Here is a 14,042-nt window from a genome sequence, read left to right on the forward strand (position 1 = left end):
AGACCCCCATCTTCTGGGCCGCTGGTCAGCGGCGGTGGCGAAGTCGCCGGACGAGATCGTTCAGCCGCCGCTTGTTCTCCGGCTTGTTCAGCTGCTCGCGGGCCTGCTGGGTGAGTCGTTGTCCCTTGGGGCTGCGCAGGAAGCTACGGATACGATCGATGATCGTCATGTCGGGGGATCCTTTCGCTGGGGTGGTGACGAGGGCCGGTGGTGATCCACACCGGCGTGGCGGCGCTGCGCCTTGGCCCCCGCAGCCGGTCGGCCCACTCGCGGCAGGCGGTGAACCTGCCTTGGGCCGACGGCGTGGGGTGCGGGCGGTCAGGCCAGAAGGGGGATGAGGCAGGCGGCGAAGATGAGGTAGAACACCGCGGCGAACGACAGGGTCTTGGCGTTGAACCGGCCGGTCTTCAGCAGCACCAGCAGGTAGATGATCGCGACCATCGTCGCGATGCCCGACAGCAGGAGCGGGGAGTTGAATCGCCAGGGGGTGAACAGCAGGCCGAGGCCGCTGGGCACGGTGGCTTGGATCATCATGGCGCCCGAGATGTTGGCCAGCGCGAGGCGCGTCTTGCCCTGGCGAACCCAGATGATGGCGTTCATGATCTCTGGTAGTTCGGTGGCGACCGGGGACAGCAGCAACGCCGTCACCGCCGCGGAGAGCCCGAGCATCGGCCCGATCGCGTCCAGCTGACCCACGAACGTGTGAGACGCCAGGAAGATGATGGCCAGCGTGGCCAGAGTCTGGACGATGACCGCCCAGGTGGCCGGGGTCTCCCTGCGCCGCTGAAGCAGCAACGGCTCAAGGTCGGCGCCGTCGCCGTGGTCTGCGTCGGCGCGGATCTCCCGCCAGAAGTACACCGCGTAGGCGGCGAAGAACAGCAACCCCAGCCAGGGTTTGAAGGCGAAGGCGACCAGCCCGAGGGCGACCTTCACCACGAAGATCGCCAAAAACCAGGTCTGGTCTCGGGTCAGCTTCCTGGTGTCGCCGATGTCATCGCTCGCCGGGTCCACCACTGCGGGTCCACCGGCGCTCGTACCCGGCTGCGGAGCGCCGGCCGCCACCAGGGCCTTGTTACGGCGCCGGGTCCACATCATCCAGCCGGTGACGCCATAGGCCACCGTCGCCAAGGCCAAAGGGCCGCCCATGGCCGCTCCGACACCGATGTCCTTCTGCTCCTCGCCGGTGCCGAACACGACCGCCACGAACGTGACGACGCTCTCGGGCAGCGCGGTTCCGAACGCGGCGAGAATCGTACCAACGGCCATCGGGCCGACTTTGAGTCGCTGGCCCAGCCACTCCACCGCGTTGACGAACCACTCGCAGGACAAGTAGATCACCGCGGCACACGCGATGAGTAATACGAAATGGATCATTAGGGGGACGGTTTTCCTTCCCGCGTCACCGCGAGGAAGCCGCACCCGGAGTAATGTCCCGAGACCTCGACCCCGCCGCAACGCAAAACGTCGCTATGGGTCGAAGGTCTCGTCCACCCCTACATGGGGCCCGGCCACCGGGAATCCCGTGGGATTCCAGCATGTCGACGACCGGCGGAGGACTACTCCCCTTCAGTCGTTGGACTATACCCCAAAGAAATGCCGACAGGGTGGCGTGGTGGTCTCGGTCACTGGCATCACACACCGCAGATCCCAAGGTCCTCACCCATTGCGGGGACTGACCGGTCAGGTCTGCCGGAGCAGCCCGGGGAGCTTGTCGGCGATGACGAAGGTCGCGGGGGCGCCGGGGGTGCTGACGTATCTGACGACCTTGAAGTCGGCGGTGAGCGCGGTGGGCTCCACCTTGAGCATGAGGTAGCCGCGGCGCCGCAGGTGGAACTTCAGGTGCGGGTTCTTGGCCAGCAGCGAGTCCCTGGCGCGGTCGGTGTCGTGACCGTCGCCGCCGCTGCTGATCGAGGTCACGGCGAGCTCGGTGCCGACCAGCCGCGCGGAGGGGTCGTCGTAGTCCAGGGCGAGGTCGTCGGCCCAGTGCGAGTGCACATCCCCGGTCAGCACGACGGCGTTGCGCACCCCCGCGTCGATCCAGCCGTGGGTCACCCTGGTCCGCGACCCGGAGAAGCCGTCCCAGGCGTCCTGCCTGACCACCAGGCCCGAGTCGGGACGCTTGTTGCGCTGGCCGAAGAAGACCTGCTGGCCGATGATGTCCCACAGCGCTTTGGACTCGCGGAACCCGTCAAGCAGCCAGCGCTCCTGCTCGGCTCCGGTGATCGTACGCGCCGGATCCCGGGACTTCTCGCATTCTATGAACCCGGAGGAACCACAGATGTATCCGTCACGGTACTGGCGTGTGTCGAGTAGGTGGATGGTCGCCAGCGTCCCCACCGCAGCCGCCGATAGAGCTTGATCGCTGGGCCGCTCGGGACGGCGGTCCGGCGCAGCGGCATGTGCTTGTAGTAGGCCCGGAACGCGGCCTCGCGTCGGCCGGCGGGAAGGCGGTTCGTCCAGTTGTTGCGGACCTCGTGGTCGTCCATGATCGCCACCCATGGCGCCGCGGCGTGGGCCGCGCGAAGATCGGGGTCGGTCTGTACAGCGCGTGCCTGCGCCGGTACTCGGTCAGCGTGCGTGCCTCGGGTCCCTTGTGCTCGCGGGCGTTGCCGCCGGGGCACGGCATCTGCCCCGTGCCGTACTCGTAGGTGTAGTCGCCGAGGTTCAGGACCAGGTCGGGCCGTTCCTGGGCGACCCTGGTGTAGGCGGTGAAGTGCCCGTGCTGATAGTTGGCGCACGAGGTCACGGCCATGGTGAGCGATTTGACCAGCGAGCCGGGGGCGGGGGCGGTGATCGCGCGCCCGATGGGCGAGATGTAGGTCCCGGCCTTGAAGCGGTACCAGTATTCGCGTCCGGGATCGAGCCCGGTGACTTCGGCGTGCAGGCCGTGCGCCCACTCGCGCACGGCCTCCTCGGTGCCGCGCCGCACGACGTTGACGCAGGCGGGGTCGGTGGCGACCTCCCAGTAGACCGGCACCGACGCGGGCGGCATCCCCCCGAACCCGTCCTCGGCGAGCGGCGCCGGAGCCAGGCGCGTCCACATGACGAAGCCGTCGGGCGCCGGGTCGCCACAGGCCACACCGAGCGTGAACGGGTCGCCATAAGAGACCCGCAAGGTCGGCACCCCCGATGCCAGCCCCAACACCAGAAACGATCGCCTGTCGAGCACATGACGATCATCAACTATTCACAGCAAACCCCAGGTATGGGGACACTCTGGCCACAGCGGGTATTTCGGACGATCACCCCAAGCCTGTCCCAGGGGGCTACATCGGTAGGCCTGGGCTGGCCGAACGCGGCCCGGACGGGTGGCGGCGTGGCGACCGGGACCTGGACGAGGTCGCCGTGGAGACCGGCGCCGACGTCGACCGCGCCGAACGGCTCGCCCGCTACCGCGAGCACCGGCGGATCTGGTGGGAACTCCTGGACTCCTGGGACGCCCCCACCGACGAACGCGCGCCCGCCGACGTCCACCAGGCGGCCGACACGGCCCCCTGGCCCGAGGCGCCGGCCCGCCCCGACCTGTTCGAGGCGCACACCCAGCAGGGCGCTGTCCAGCCGCACCTGGTAGCGCCTAGCGGCAGTGATCACCAACCCGCCACAGGCGGGCAAGTCGGGACATCACCGCAGGTCAGAGGTATATGTGTTGAAAATTTCTTCATTGCTACTGGGACCCCCAATCAGCCGCAGATAAGAACGAGAACGACCGCTGACCGAAGCTTTTTCGTCCGGCCGTCCCACTCATACAGCCCCAGCTCTGCGGCGGACACCTCCACCAGCCGGGGCGACGTAGGCAACGGCCTGATCAGGGAACTCCGCCCGGCCTGTCGGGAACCGGCAGTTCAGCGCGTAGAACCGCAGTAGCAGCGCGAACCCGAGCTTCGTCGCGCCCCGCCGGCCCGACAGCTGCTCCAGCTCGTCCCCGACCAGCGTCCAGTTCCCAACGAGCTCGTTCTCGTCCAGCACACGCGCCACGCGGCATCCGGCTCTCTCGCGAAGCGGTCAGCCAAGCCGCCGCATACCCCACGAATTCGGATCAATACTGGCCACACACGATCGCCGACGTCGGACGATCCGAGAAAGATCCCTTAACGGTCCGTCAGCGGCATCGCCAACCTGGGCGAACTTGATCCCCTGTACCTGGTTGCACGACTCTTACCGACACCCCCTGAAGGGCCGCTCACAGAGCCGGAAGAGGTCTTCCAGCGCGAGATCGCCGGGCCGGTCACCCAGACCGAGCAGCAGCACGCCTCGCCGGGACAGGCCAGCCGCGCCCGCGCCCTGGCCCGGGCCGCCGCCGAACGCGCCACCCGCGTGCAGGAGAGCCCCGCCACTCTGGCTGGGCCGACCCCGCGCCAGGCCGTGACCGGCGAACTCGGCGACCGCCTGGCCGCCCTGGCCACCGGCACCCGCCCCGCCCCGCATCCCGCCCCGCCTCGCATCCCGGCCCGGACCCGCGCCCATCGGCCCCGGCCCGGCGCACCCCGCTGGAGGCTCGCTCGGCCGCGCTGGCCGACGGCCACCAGTCGCAGGACCTCCCGCGCCCCGCAGCGGCCCGCCGCGCCGGCCGGTCGCCCTCTGAGCAGGCCGAGCAGGTGGCCGCGCTGCGTGAGCGCCTGGCCGAGCGTTTGGCGGCGCCGAACTCGGCGGCGGCCGCCACGACCAAACCCGGCGCCGACCTCGAGGAGTTGCGTCGCCTGCAGGGGTCCCGGTAGTAATGAAGAAATTTCCAACGAAGTAGCCTCTGAACTGCGATAACGGAGGTGTTTGACTGCCTGTGGCGGTTGGTGATCACTGCCGCTACGTTCGAGCGGCGGGCCATACCGGCTGATCAGTCGCGGGCGGGGGCGCGTCGTTCCCTGAGGGGCGCGCCGAGGGCGTGGAGTGCGGGCACGGCGGCCGTCAGGGCGCTGCGTTCGCCGGGGGGCAGTGTGGCCAGGGCATCGGCGAATATCGCCGCCCGGGCGTCCTCGATCAGGGCCATGCCGTGCTGGGCGCTCATGGTCGGGTACAAGCGTACGGCGCGGCGGTCGTGCGGATCGGGCTCGCGGCGGATGAGGTCGCGGGCGAGCAGGCCGCGTACGGCCGTGCTGACGTTGCTGCTGTGCAGTCCCAGTTCGTGGGCGAGCGCCTTGGTGCCCGTGCCGGGCGAGTCCAGCACGTAGCGCAGCACGTCCAGCTCCGACGGAGGCAAGGGCGGCAGGCCTGCCTCCGTTATGCCACCCCACCGCAGAACGCGTGCGAGCGCATAAAGCGCCGGGGCGAGCTGCCTGGCCTCGCGCAGCAGGTCTTCACGGCCGGGAGCGGCATCGGTCTTGCGCACTCCTCGATCTTACCAGTATATATAGTTATAGATATAAATCTATATCTAAATTCTGCTTCGGCGCTGGCGTCTGCACGCTGGCCGCGGCGTTGTGCGCCGTGGCTCCCACGCTGAGCATGCTGATCGCACTGCGCTTCGTCATGGGATTCGCCGGCGCGGCAGGAGTCGTCGTAGGCCGTGCCGTGGTGACCGACCTCGCGACCGGTGCGGTCGCGGCCAGACTGTTCGGCCTGCTCATGGCGCTCGGCGGTATCGCGCCCATCCTCGCGCCGCTGGCAGGCGGAGTCGTGGTGGGCGGGGCAGGAAACTGGCGCGCGGTGTTCTGGGTGCTGGCGGGGGCATCGGCGCTCATGTTCGTGGCCGCGCTGGCCCGCGTACCCGAAACCCTGCCCGCCGAGCGGCGCCACACCGATGGTGCCGGCGCTCTGGCGAAGGCGGCCGCCTCCGTCCTCACCGACCGCCCCTACCTCGGCTACACGCTCGCCTTCTGCCTCGCCACTGCCGCGCTCTTCTGCTAGATCGCCGCCTCCCCCTTCCTCCTGCAGAACGTCTTGGGCTTCAGCGTCGGCGCGGCATCGCCTGTCTTCTCCATCGGTGCCCTCACCGCCACTGTGTCCACCCTGGCCGGCAGCCGTCTCGTCGGCCGCCACAGCCCTCGGCTCCTGCTCCGCGCCGGGCTGGCCCTCATGCTCGCCTCCAGCATCGCCGCCCTCCTCCTCACCCTCAATGGACACCTCACCCCTGGGCCTCATCGGCGCCGCCTTCCTCGGGCTCGGCCAGGTCTTCGCCACCGCCACCGGGCTCGCCCTCGAACGAGTTCCGCACGCTGCCGGAACGGGCTCGGCGGTGCTGGGCATGCTGCAGAACGCCCTCGGCGCGGCTGTGGCCCCCTTGATGGGCGTCGCTGGCGAGCACACCGCCGTACCCCTGTTCGCCGGAATGACCCTTTGCACCCTGCTCGCCTCGGCCGCACTCCTGCTAACGAGGCAAAACACGGCAGATCCCGAGCAGTCCGATCTGACGGCCAAGCATCGGCGCCGGATCGAGAAGGAATCGTCGATATAGCCCGATGCGCGCCCTACCGAGACCACTCTCGGCCATCTTCGCCGACGCGACCAATGAAGCCGCCCGCGAGAACCTGATCATCGGAGTCCTGTGAGGCTTCCGCCTCGAACCCGCGACCCACCACATCGACAACCTCCGGCCCCGCCACGGCGGGGCCGTCCTCGTGCCGTCAAGAGATCACGTCTGGCCGAATAGCGCCGGAGATCCCGGCCATTTACCGCCGAAACTTACATCTCCCACCCTCACCGACAATCCCCGGCTACGGCTGCCTCCAGCTTCACCCCACCGCTACGACGGCGGAGAGATGGACGGTCTTCCACCTTCATCCGGACAAAACAGCGCCTCGTGGCGCACTGCGGCTGGTGACACGGACCCGAGCGGGGGGCCGAGATAGGGGTGGAGTCCGCCCGCGGCGGCGACCGTCGAGCTCGGCCAGCGCCTGGCCGCCGTGGCCTCGGCACCCGTCCCGCATCGCGGGTGTGAGCCCCCCGCCGGATCACCTCTCCGCACTTGCCATGGCCAGGATGAATCCCGCGTCGGTGATGGTGATCTTTCTTCGGGCGCAGGTGATGCAGCTGGCACATTGCAGATTGCTTAGGACGTGCTCGACGGTGCGGATGGACAGTCCGGTCCATGCTGCGATGTCGGCCCGGGCCATGGTGATGACCAGACCGGCTGGGGACATGGTGCCGATCCGTTCGGCGAGGTAAAGCAGTATGTAGGCGATCCGGGGGTGCGCCGGCCCGATGAGGGCGGCGCGAAGCTGATCGGTGCGGGCGAGCTGCGCGGTCAGGGCGTGCACGAACGCGATCGTGATGTCGGGTTGGGCACGCAAGGCCCGGTGTAAGAAGGTAAGCGGGACAGAGAGCACCCGGTTGTGGGCGGTGATGGTGCGGACGGTCGCGGGGTGGAAGTCTCCACTGATGGCTTCGGCGGCGCCCAGGAGATCACCGGAGCGGGCGAGGTCGACGTAGCCGCGTTCGCCCCGCTCGGTGATGGTGTCGCTGATGGTGGCACCGTCGAGTAGCAGCACGACTTTCGTTGGCCGGGCTCCCTGCCGTAGGAGCTGATGCCCGTCCGCCACCCGCCGTTCCTGCCCGTTGGCCAGGAACCAGTCGCGGGCCGATTCGGTCAGGCCGTCCCAGAAGGTGGGCGCCATCGGCGGGGGCGGCGGCTCTTCACGGTCGCTGCCCCCCAGGAGAACCCAGTCGCCGGCATGGGTGACCTCATACCCACCTAGGTAGTGGGAGTCAGTGTCGCTCATGGCGGTCGTTACGCCTTCAGCGTCCAGATCGCGTACAGCACGGCGGGAACCGCCCCGAAAAAGGCGGCCAGGGCCAGGAAGACTCGGGCCAGCCGGTCCGGAGCCTTGTCTGACATGACGGTGACTACGTAGCCGGCCAGCCCGATGAACGCCAGCGTGACGAACACGCCAAAGAATGCCTGCATGAAGGACGCCTCCCAGAGCCTTGAGAACTTCGCCGAGCCGTTCTCGCGGCCCAGGGTCGTAGAAGGCCGCGATGGTCCGGACCGTATGCCTGGGGCGCGATGAGGCCAAGCCTCCGAGCGGTTACACAAGATGTCCGTCCGAACCCGCAGTTCGACACGTTCCCGTCGTGCGCGCCCCTATATGTTTCGACTCGCAGGGCGGTACGTTCCGAGCCTTTCGCCGAGCCGGACCCGCATGCACCGACAAGCCCCTGGGGGTCGTAGCCCGGGGGCTTCGTCATGGCCACTGTCGGCTCGGGCCATACCAGTCCGCGCGGGTGCTCGGGGTCTGAGGAACATCGGAACCGGATCGTGCGCTAAGCCCTCTCAGAGCAGGTCAGCGCTGTACAGCTCCTCGCCGGACCCCTTGGAGAGCAGTTAACCGCAGATACTTGATGATTATCTGCGACAGCGTCGATGTCCTCCTATGCGGGTCCGTCATGCTGCGGGATGTAGCGGGCGCGCATGGCGAGGCCGGCGGCCGGGCCGGCGGTGAAGACGAACGCGCGGCTGTCGTCCAGGCGGCGGCCGGTCCTGGCGTCGATCACGACGGGCTCGACCTCCTCTCCGGTGGCCGCGTCGACCAGGATCATGCTGCGCTCCTCGGGTGCCAGGCGGGCGTTGCCCCAGGCGGCCATCGCGACGATGACCGGGCGCAATGAATGGCCCAGTTCGGTCAGCACGTACTCGTGACGCACAGGGTTCGTCTGGTAGGGGCGGCGCTCCAGGAGGCCGTCGGTGACCAGGGACTTGAGCCGGCTGGTGAGCATGCTGGAGGAGATGCGCAGGTTCTCCTGGAACTGGTCGAAGCGGGTGTAGCCGTCGAACGCGTCGTGCAGGAGCAACAGGGTCCACCACTCGCCGATGTGCTCGATCGTGTCGGACAGCGGGCACTCGCGGTCTTCTTTCCTGGTCCGGGCCGGCATGGACACCCCTCCCACAGTCACTGCTATTATCAAAGTAAGTCACTCTCATTTTAGCAGTGACTGATGTGCGTGCGCGACACCCACTATCTACGTGCGAGGAACATGCCATGCCCCAAAACCAGGCGATCGCCTTTGGCGCGCTGCCCGGCGTTATCACCGCCTACCTCACGGCCCACCGCGACCGTGACATCGCGGCTCAGCTCGGCCTGTTCGCCGCCGACGCCACAGTGGTCGACGAAGGCCACAGCCATGCCGGGACCATCGCCATCGCCGCGTGGATGAAGCGTTCCGCCGGCGCCTACACGTACACGATCACGCCGATCGCCGCCGAGCAGTCCGGTGAGGGCGACTACACCATCACCCAGCACCTGGCCGGCGACTTCCCCGGGGGCACCGTGGACCTGCGCTTCCGCTTCGCCCTGGGCGACGGCCTCATCCGGCACCTGGTCATCGAGCCATGAACAGGACCTGGTTCATCACCGGAGGCACCCCCGGCGGGTTTGGCGTGGCCTTCGCCGACGCCGCCCTGGAGGCCGGCGACCGCGTCGCCCTGACCGCACGCAGGCCCGAGGAGCTGCGCAACTGGGCCGAGCCTTACGGCGACAGGGTGCTGACGCTCCGGCTCGACGTCACCGACACCCGGCAGGTCCACCAGGCCGTCGCCACCGCCGAGGCGCACTTCGGCGGCATCGACGTCCTGATCAACAACGCCGGACGCGGCTGGTACGGCTCGGTGGAGGGCATGGACGATGCGGCCGTCAGACAGCTGTTCGAGCTGAACTTCTTCAGTGTCCTGGCGGTCACCCGCGCCGTCCTGCCCGGCATGCGCGCCCGGCGCAGCGGGTGGATCATCAACGTCTCATCCGTCGCCGGACTGAGAGGGGTGCTCGGCTTCGGTTACTACACCGCGGCCAAGCACGCCGTCGAGGGCATGACCGACGTCCTGCGCCAGGAGGTGGCACCGCTGGGCGTCAAGGTGCTGGCCGTGCAGCCGGGGGCCTTCCGCACCCGCGCCTACGCCGGATTTGCCGGCGAGCCGGTGCGAGAGAGCGTCGAGGACTACCGGCCGATGCTGGAGAGCGTCCGGACGACCATGATCGAGCAGGACGGCAACCAGCCCGGAAACCCCCTTCAGGGCGCGCGGGCCGTCGTGGCCGCGATCGACCAGGACGATCCGCCCCACCGTCTGGTGCTTGGGGGCGCGGGGTACGACGCGGTGATCAGCGAGCTGGAGTCCATGATCACTGAGATCCGCGCCCACGAGAACGTCTCCCGCTCCGTGGACTTCCCCCCAGGCCGATGACCCGTCACGCCCGAGTGAGACGGAGTCTGCGACCCACACCAGCCAGGCCAAAGCTGTCAGCTGCTGAGGTCATCGTCATGGACGTCCCCCGGATTCCCCCAGCGGCCGTAACCCTCCAGGCAGCTCAGGCAGGGCGAAGGAGTATCGGCCCAGCATGTTCACGTGTGTATGGATGAAGGGCCGTGGAAGATGCGCCGGGCCAGGGCGTGGCGGCCTTCCTGCAGGTTGGACTGGGCTTTGATCTCGTGCCGGTAGGCCGGCTCAACTCCATGCCGATCATGGAACTCGCAGAACGAGGTGAGAGCTGCGAGCTTGCGGTTGACGCTGGCGGCCGAGCAATGGTGCTCGACGGTGTTCATCGGACAAGAACTCGACCGGCGCCGTGAACCTCCCATAGGTCTACGACAAGACCCTCGAAGGCTCCCGGTCGCCATCATCGGCGGTCAAACCGATGCTCACCAGGTCAAACGCTTAGCGCACGATCCGGTTCCGATGTTCCTCAGACCCCTACATCGAGCATGCCGCTCCAGGACCAGACAACGCCGAGCTGCGCAAATTCGCCAGAGCTGCCATCGAATTCGCCCAACGGGTGAAACACAGCCCCACCTCCTCACGACGCGAGGCAGGCGTGGCCGCCGACACCGTCATCCTCCTGGCCAACATCTTGCGGCGACTTCAGGACTGAGCAGCTAGCGAGCCCGCGTGCTCGACTCCGCCGAGTGCCACACCTAATGAGAACTACCGGGTCGCGCCTTCGGGCAGACTCGGGTCCGGTTGCCGCCGGTGGGTGAGCACTCTCGGAACCTGGACTTTGAGTCCCATTGACAGATCGTGCCCCTGCCGGTGGGTCGGGAAGATGGACCGCTGATGGGATGTCGTGCCCGCCGTCGTGTGATGGCGTGAGCACTTGATCATTAGGTTGCGGAGGTTCTCCCGCGGGCTGCTGAACGTGGCTGTCGAGGATGGGAGACCGAGTTGCTGTTCGTCGGGGACGACTGGGCTGAGGATCATCATGACGTTGAGCTGCAGGACAAGCAGGGGCGACGGCTGGCCAAGGCTCGTCTGGAGGAGGGCATCGCGGGGATCGCCCGGCTGCACGGCTGATCGGGCAGCAGTTGGCAGACCGCCGAGCTTCAGCGCTTGCTGGCCGCCCGGGACGGCGAACTCGCCGTGGCCCAGGAGAAGGCCCGCGCCGCAGCAGAGCGCGCGCAAGCCGCTCGAGCCGACTGGGACCGCGCCGGCGAGCAGGCCGACCGGCGCGTGCAGGCCGCCGAGCAGCGAGCCCGGCAGGCCGAACAGGCCACCGAGGTGGCCCGGCAGGAAGTCCAACAGCTACGTGCAGACGCCGAGCGGCAACTGGCCACGCTCACCACCGCGCACCATGCCCAGGTCGCCGCGATCACCGCCCGGGCCGACGACGCCATCGAACGCGCCCGGCGAGCCGAGACCCAGGCCGATGCCGCCGCCCAGGAACTGCAGACGCTGCGCACCCAACACGCCCACGAATCCGCAGGCAAGGAGGGCTGACCTCGCAAGGGCTGGCCGCCGGGTAGCGCTTCTAATACGCGCCACCGATCACGCGAACAGGGAGCCACAAGTTGCGAGTCCACCCTGAAGGTCTAATTGCCGGCCGTTCCGGCCGGACTTCACCTTTTCCCGGCCACCTGTCCACGTTCCGAGGACGCGGACAGGCGCCGGATAAAGCTGCGGAAGGGCAGGGGTGCCAGTCCGAGGGAATCCCCGCCGTCCCGCTCAAGGCGGATGAGATGCGCCTGAGGCAGGCAACCGGACACGCGTGACGTACCACACCTACCGCGACATCGCCATCCGATCAATCGCAGTCCATGGCTTTGTCCTGGCCACAGATGACGAACTCGACGGGTATGCGCAGGGTCCGGACGTGCCCGGCACTGGTGTACGTGAGGTTCAGCGCCGTGCCGGACGCGGTGGCCTCTCCGGTTCGGGATACCTGCACCACCAGTTCGGCGAACCGCGGGATCTCCTCCTCCGGCGGTGGGCAGACCTCCGTGATCGGCTGGGGCCCGGTCGCGATTCCCTTGCGACGCAGGGTGGTGGGCTCTCCTCCCCCGGTCCCGTTACTGTAGGCCGGCGTGTAGCGGGGGCGCAGCGCGAACGCCTCCAGCCTGATCCCTCCCCGCGGGCGTTCGAAGCCGACGTTCGTCACCATGACCCTGCCCGGCCTGTCCAGGCATACCGGCATGTCGCCGAACAGGTACGGCTGCCGCGGAGTGCTCTTCCACATGCCGGTGCCGAACCCACTGGTGTCGCCCGGTTCTACCAGAGCCGGCACGACCTGGACGGTGTCCGCCCCGCTCAACCCGGCGACCACAAGGGCGGACAACAGGACCGCCCGGATGCTCCCGATCGTTGTCACGCCTCATCATCACGGCGTACCGCCCGCCACGTCGACCCACGTCCCCGGCTCGGCGCATCGGCGGGCCGTTCAGACGGCCGAGCGTGATCGCCGGGGCATCCGGCGGCCAGCCGTGCGGCTGGGCTCAGCTATGGCGGCCGAAGGCCCGCCGGCGCCACGAGAGCACCTGACCAGTTCCGCTTCCTGCACCTGTTCGCCTGCGGGTGGGAGGAGTACGGCGACAACGCCAAGGATGAGACGGCGGTGACGCTGGCCGGTGTGCTGCCCCGGCCGGGCGGTCGGCTGGCCTACCGCTACGACTTCGGCGACTGCTGGGACCACGACGTCGAGGTGGAGAAGGTCCACCAGGCCGCCAAGAACACCACCCACCCGCGGTGCCCTGCCGGTGGCCGGGCCTGCCCACCCGAAGACAGCGGCGGCCCCGAAGGGTTCGCCGCGCATCTGTGGGCGCTTGGGCACCGCAAGGGCTGGAAGTACGCCCAGGCGCGCGAGGTCTTCGGATCGGGCAGGTGGGACGGCGCCGCGTGGGACAAGGCGGAGGTGAACGCCGAGCTCGCCGCGCTGGCCGGGCGGTGGGCGCAGCGCGCCGCCGACCAGGCGAGAGCCGAGCAGCCGGCGGCGGTCCCGGGCCCGATCGAGGCCTCGCCCGGCCCGGTCTCCCCCGGGAGCGGCCGTCCCGGAAACGGTTCGTTTGCGGGACACCGGGTCTCGCTGATTCGGCCGCCGGTGCGGTCTCAGTCCGTATTGCCGGTCTGTTGCCTGGTTCGGCTGTTGCGTAGTTCGCGGAGGTCGGGGATGTGGTTGTAGAGCGTCCCGGGGCTGACCCCGAGCAGCTTGGCGATCGCGGTGATGCTGTGGTCGGGGTTGGGCAGCAGGTCACGGGCCGCGCGGATGAGGTCTGGAGACATGACGGTGGGGCGGCCACCGACGCGGCCGCGGGCGCGAGCGGCGGCCAGGCCTTCGCGGGTGCCGGAGATGATGAGCTCGCGGATGAACTCCGCCAGGGCGGCGAAGACGTGGAAGACCAGGCGCCCGCCGGGGGTGGTGGTGTCGAGGTTCTCGTGCAGGGAGGTGAAGCCGACTTCGCGCCGGCGTAGTTCGGCCACCGTGGTGATGAGGTCTTGCAGGGAGCGCGACAGCCGGTCCAGCGACGGGACGACGAGGGTGTCGCCGGGCTGCATGAACGCTAGCGCCGCGGCGAGCTCGGGCCGGTCGGTGTCCTTGCCGGACTTCTTCTCGGCGAAGCTGCGCCGGCACCCGGCGGCCTTGAGGGCGTCGAGCTGCCGCTCGAGGTTCTGCCCGCCGGTCGACACGCGCGCGTATCCGATCTTGATGCCGGTCGGGGCGGCGGGCTCGGCGGGGAGCAGGTCCTGTGACGGCTGAGCGGGCGTCGCTGGAGGCGTGGTCACCCTGGGATCATGTCAGAAAACGGCTTCCGAGGGTTGTTGACACCTGGGGTTTTTGAAGGAGTTGTTGAAGGGCTTTCGGGGGTCTCAGGGCACCTGGCTGAGGGTCTTCAATTAACGATCGTTTATTGAAGAC

General features: G+C 68.5%; 18 protein-coding genes and 3 pseudogenes. 7 read left to right on the forward strand and 14 right to left on the reverse strand.

What is annotated here, in order from left to right; all coding sequences use genetic code 11:
- Nucleotides 1-25: 25 nt before the first annotated feature.
- The 8 genes and pseudogenes from ACOZ38_RS20935 to ACOZ38_RS20970 all read right to left on the reverse strand — a co-directional run bounded on the left by ACOZ38_RS20935 (nucleotide 26) and on the right by ACOZ38_RS20970 (nucleotide 5,323).
- On the reverse strand, nucleotides 26-169 hold the full coding sequence (locus ACOZ38_RS20935) for a hypothetical protein (protein WP_424532837.1): 144 nt from the start codon (nucleotides 167-169) through the stop codon (nucleotides 26-28).
- Nucleotides 170-318: 149 nt separating this feature from the next.
- Nucleotides 319-1,374, reverse strand: a complete 1,056-nt coding sequence (locus tag ACOZ38_RS20940; RefSeq protein WP_424532838.1) for a sodium:calcium antiporter — start codon at nucleotides 1,372-1,374, stop codon at nucleotides 319-321.
- Nucleotides 1,375-1,680: 306 nt separating this feature from the next.
- Nucleotides 1,681-2,337: an alkaline phosphatase D family protein gene (locus ACOZ38_RS20945; RefSeq protein WP_424532840.1), complete on the reverse strand. Its 657-nt coding sequence runs from the start codon at nucleotides 2,335-2,337 to the stop codon at nucleotides 1,681-1,683.
- Nucleotides 2,256-3,043, reverse strand: a pseudogene (locus ACOZ38_RS20950) (alkaline phosphatase D family protein). Before ACOZ38_RS20950 ends, ACOZ38_RS20945 begins: the two are co-directional and overlap by 82 nt.
- Nucleotides 3,044-3,183: 140 nt before the next feature.
- Nucleotides 3,184-3,591, reverse strand: a complete 408-nt coding sequence (locus ACOZ38_RS20955) for a hypothetical protein (RefSeq protein WP_424532841.1) — start codon at nucleotides 3,589-3,591, stop codon at nucleotides 3,184-3,186.
- Nucleotides 3,592-3,719: 128 nt separating this feature from the next.
- Nucleotides 3,720-3,975: pseudogene (locus ACOZ38_RS20960) on the reverse strand (DUF4158 domain-containing protein); the annotation flags it as partial.
- Nucleotides 3,976-4,155: 180 nt separating this feature from the next.
- Nucleotides 4,156-4,425 carry a hypothetical protein gene (locus ACOZ38_RS20965; RefSeq protein ID WP_424532843.1) on the reverse strand — a complete coding sequence of 90 codons (270 nt, stop codon included), beginning with the start codon at nucleotides 4,423-4,425 and terminating at the stop codon, nucleotides 4,156-4,158.
- Between the two features lie 406 nt (nucleotides 4,426-4,831).
- Entirely contained in the window at nucleotides 4,832-5,323 is a 492-nt protein-coding gene (locus ACOZ38_RS20970) for a MarR family winged helix-turn-helix transcriptional regulator (protein ID WP_424532845.1), read from the reverse strand.
- Between ACOZ38_RS20970 and ACOZ38_RS20975 the strand changes: the two genes are divergently transcribed.
- Both ACOZ38_RS20975 and ACOZ38_RS20980 read left to right on the forward strand, forming a co-directional pair.
- Nucleotides 5,239-5,841, forward strand: a complete 603-nt coding sequence (locus ACOZ38_RS20975; RefSeq protein WP_424532847.1) for an MFS transporter — start codon at nucleotides 5,239-5,241, stop codon at nucleotides 5,839-5,841. The genes ACOZ38_RS20970 and ACOZ38_RS20975 overlap by 85 nt on opposite strands.
- Nucleotides 5,842-6,049: 208 nt before the next feature.
- Nucleotides 6,050-6,388 carry a hypothetical protein gene (locus tag ACOZ38_RS20980; RefSeq protein WP_424532848.1) on the forward strand — a complete coding sequence of 113 codons (339 nt, stop codon included), beginning with the start codon at nucleotides 6,050-6,052 and terminating at the stop codon, nucleotides 6,386-6,388.
- Nucleotides 6,389-6,884: 496 nt separating this feature from the next.
- On the opposite strand, the gene ACOZ38_RS20985 is transcribed toward ACOZ38_RS20980, so the two are convergent.
- The 3 genes from ACOZ38_RS20985 to ACOZ38_RS20995 all read right to left on the reverse strand — a co-directional run bounded on the left by ACOZ38_RS20985 (nucleotide 6,885) and on the right by ACOZ38_RS20995 (nucleotide 8,802).
- Complete coding sequence (locus ACOZ38_RS20985) at nucleotides 6,885-7,652, reverse strand: Crp/Fnr family transcriptional regulator (RefSeq protein WP_424532850.1); 768 nt, start codon at nucleotides 7,650-7,652, stop codon at nucleotides 6,885-6,887.
- Nucleotides 7,653-7,660: 8 nt separating this feature from the next.
- Nucleotides 7,661-7,837: a hypothetical protein gene (locus tag ACOZ38_RS20990; RefSeq protein ID WP_424532852.1), complete on the reverse strand. Its 177-nt coding sequence runs from the start codon at nucleotides 7,835-7,837 to the stop codon at nucleotides 7,661-7,663.
- A 464-nt stretch (nucleotides 7,838-8,301) separates the two neighbouring features.
- The gene (locus ACOZ38_RS20995; RefSeq protein WP_424532853.1) at nucleotides 8,302-8,802 is read right to left on the reverse strand and encodes a winged helix-turn-helix transcriptional regulator; all 501 of its coding nucleotides are present in this window, start codon (nucleotides 8,800-8,802) and stop codon (nucleotides 8,302-8,304) included.
- Between the two features lie 107 nt (nucleotides 8,803-8,909).
- On the opposite strand from ACOZ38_RS20995, the gene ACOZ38_RS21000 reads away from it, so the two are divergent.
- Together ACOZ38_RS21000 and ACOZ38_RS21005 are read left to right on the forward strand one after the other, a co-directional pair.
- Nucleotides 8,910-9,263: a hypothetical protein gene (locus ACOZ38_RS21000; protein ID WP_424532855.1), complete on the forward strand. Its 354-nt coding sequence runs from the start codon at nucleotides 8,910-8,912 to the stop codon at nucleotides 9,261-9,263.
- Complete coding sequence (locus tag ACOZ38_RS21005; RefSeq protein WP_424532856.1) at nucleotides 9,260-10,105, forward strand: SDR family NAD(P)-dependent oxidoreductase; 846 nt, start codon at nucleotides 9,260-9,262, stop codon at nucleotides 10,103-10,105. Before ACOZ38_RS21000 ends, ACOZ38_RS21005 begins: the two co-directional genes overlap by 4 nt.
- 158 nt (nucleotides 10,106-10,263) lie before the next feature.
- Here ACOZ38_RS21005 and ACOZ38_RS21010 read toward each other — a convergent pair whose 3' ends face one another.
- Nucleotides 10,264-10,464, reverse strand: a complete 201-nt coding sequence (locus ACOZ38_RS21010) for a hypothetical protein (protein ID WP_424532858.1) — start codon at nucleotides 10,462-10,464, stop codon at nucleotides 10,264-10,266.
- 616 nt (nucleotides 10,465-11,080) lie between these two features.
- Here ACOZ38_RS21010 and ACOZ38_RS21015 point away from each other — a divergent pair.
- Both ACOZ38_RS21015 and ACOZ38_RS21020 read left to right on the forward strand, forming a co-directional pair.
- Nucleotides 11,081-11,203, forward strand: a pseudogene (locus ACOZ38_RS21015) (IS110 family transposase); the annotation flags it as partial.
- A gap of 42 nt (nucleotides 11,204-11,245) precedes the next feature.
- Complete coding sequence (locus ACOZ38_RS21020; protein ID WP_424532859.1) at nucleotides 11,246-11,632, forward strand: hypothetical protein; 387 nt, start codon at nucleotides 11,246-11,248, stop codon at nucleotides 11,630-11,632.
- Nucleotides 11,633-11,936: 304 nt separating this feature from the next.
- On the opposite strand, the gene ACOZ38_RS21025 is transcribed toward ACOZ38_RS21020, so the two are convergent.
- Complete coding sequence (locus ACOZ38_RS21025; protein WP_424532861.1) at nucleotides 11,937-12,500, reverse strand: hypothetical protein; 564 nt, start codon at nucleotides 12,498-12,500, stop codon at nucleotides 11,937-11,939.
- 189 nt (nucleotides 12,501-12,689) lie between these two features.
- On the opposite strand from ACOZ38_RS21025, the gene ACOZ38_RS21030 reads away from it, so the two are divergent.
- Complete coding sequence (locus tag ACOZ38_RS21030) at nucleotides 12,690-13,307, forward strand: plasmid pRiA4b ORF-3 family protein (protein ID WP_424537060.1); 618 nt, start codon at nucleotides 12,690-12,692, stop codon at nucleotides 13,305-13,307.
- Here ACOZ38_RS21030 and ACOZ38_RS21035 read toward each other — a convergent pair.
- The gene (locus ACOZ38_RS21035; protein ID WP_424532863.1) at nucleotides 13,235-13,909 is read right to left on the reverse strand and encodes a recombinase family protein; all 675 of its coding nucleotides are present in this window, start codon (nucleotides 13,907-13,909) and stop codon (nucleotides 13,235-13,237) included. The genes ACOZ38_RS21030 and ACOZ38_RS21035 overlap by 73 nt on opposite strands.
- Nucleotides 13,910-14,042: the final 133 nt, after the last annotated feature.

The organism is Sphaerisporangium viridialbum (genome assembly GCF_049674955.1).
Taxonomy (GTDB): domain Bacteria; phylum Actinomycetota; class Actinomycetes; order Streptosporangiales; family Streptosporangiaceae; genus Sphaerisporangium; species Sphaerisporangium viridialbum.

Excerpts from the sequence above, each read along its gene's own strand:
- ACOZ38_RS20935 (WP_424532837.1), bottom strand. The coding sequence starts at position 169 with ATGACGATCATCGATCGTATCCGTAGCTTCCTGCGCAGCCCCAAGGGA.
- ACOZ38_RS20940 (WP_424532838.1), bottom strand. The coding sequence starts at position 1,374 with ATGATCCATTTCGTATTACTCATCGCGTGTGCCGCGGTGATCTACTTG.
- ACOZ38_RS20965 (WP_424532843.1), bottom strand. The coding sequence starts at position 4,425 with ATGCGGGGCGGGGCGGGTGCCGGTGGCCAGGGCGGCCAGGCGGTCGCC.
- ACOZ38_RS20980 (WP_424532848.1), top strand. The coding sequence starts at position 6,050 with ATGGACACCTCACCCCTGGGCCTCATCGGCGCCGCCTTCCTCGGGCTC.
- ACOZ38_RS20985 (WP_424532850.1), bottom strand. The coding sequence starts at position 7,652 with ATGAGCGACACTGACTCCCACTACCTAGGTGGGTATGAGGTCACCCAT.
- ACOZ38_RS20990 (WP_424532852.1), bottom strand. The coding sequence starts at position 7,837 with ATGCAGGCATTCTTTGGCGTGTTCGTCACGCTGGCGTTCATCGGGCTG.
- ACOZ38_RS20995 (WP_424532853.1), bottom strand. The coding sequence starts at position 8,802 with ATGCCGGCCCGGACCAGGAAAGAAGACCGCGAGTGCCCGCTGTCCGAC.
- ACOZ38_RS21000 (WP_424532855.1), top strand. The coding sequence starts at position 8,910 with ATGCCCCAAAACCAGGCGATCGCCTTTGGCGCGCTGCCCGGCGTTATC.
- ACOZ38_RS21005 (WP_424532856.1), top strand. The coding sequence starts at position 9,260 with ATGAACAGGACCTGGTTCATCACCGGAGGCACCCCCGGCGGGTTTGGC.
- ACOZ38_RS21010 (WP_424532858.1), bottom strand. The coding sequence starts at position 10,464 with ATGAACACCGTCGAGCACCATTGCTCGGCCGCCAGCGTCAACCGCAAG.